Source organism: Paratractidigestivibacter sp. (genome assembly GCF_052362415.1).
Taxonomy (GTDB): domain Bacteria; phylum Actinomycetota; class Coriobacteriia; order Coriobacteriales; family Atopobiaceae; genus Paratractidigestivibacter.
The window spans coordinates 1-463 of the sequence record NZ_DAWEMK010000030.1 but is presented as its reverse complement, the minus strand read 5'-3'; the positions used below and the strand labels follow the sequence as shown (position 1 = coordinate 463).

Below are 463 nucleotides of genomic sequence, written 5' to 3'. Positions count from 1 at the left end.
TCAGGACCATCCTCCCCGGGCTCAACCCTCCCGAAGTCGCCGGAAAGAAACCCGTGGAGGTAAGCCACGCCGATGGTCTTCGCCTCGCCTTCGATGACGGTTCGTGGGTCCTTGCCCGTCCGGCGCGCACGGATCCCGTGGTCAGGGTCTATGCGGAAGCCCCTGATGCTGCGGAGCGCGATGCTCTTATAGAGGGCGCGTGCGAGGCCGCCGTCTCTGGCGCGCTGCCGGCGTAAAGCGTCTGCCCCCGAATGACGAAAAGGGACAGTCCCTTTTCGTCATTCCTTATATAGATGGGCGGATAGGGGAGGGGATCGCCCGGCCGCGCGCCCCGCGCCCCCCGAATGTGGAGGGAACGTGGAGACGCCCGCCCGCCCTTGCGCGAGGGGCGGGAGGTGCGTATATTAATTCCTCGCGCAGCAACGCCACGAACTGCGAAAGAGCAGCTCAGGGCGGCCGCGCG

The 463-nt window shown here is 66.5% G+C and carries 1 pseudogene; it reads left to right on the top strand.

Features of this window, described 5'->3' with window-relative positions:
- Positions 1–236 (top strand): annotated as a pseudogene (locus ACT84W_RS04560) (phosphoglucomutase/phosphomannomutase family protein); the annotation flags it as partial.
- Positions 237–463 lie beyond the last annotated feature (227 nt).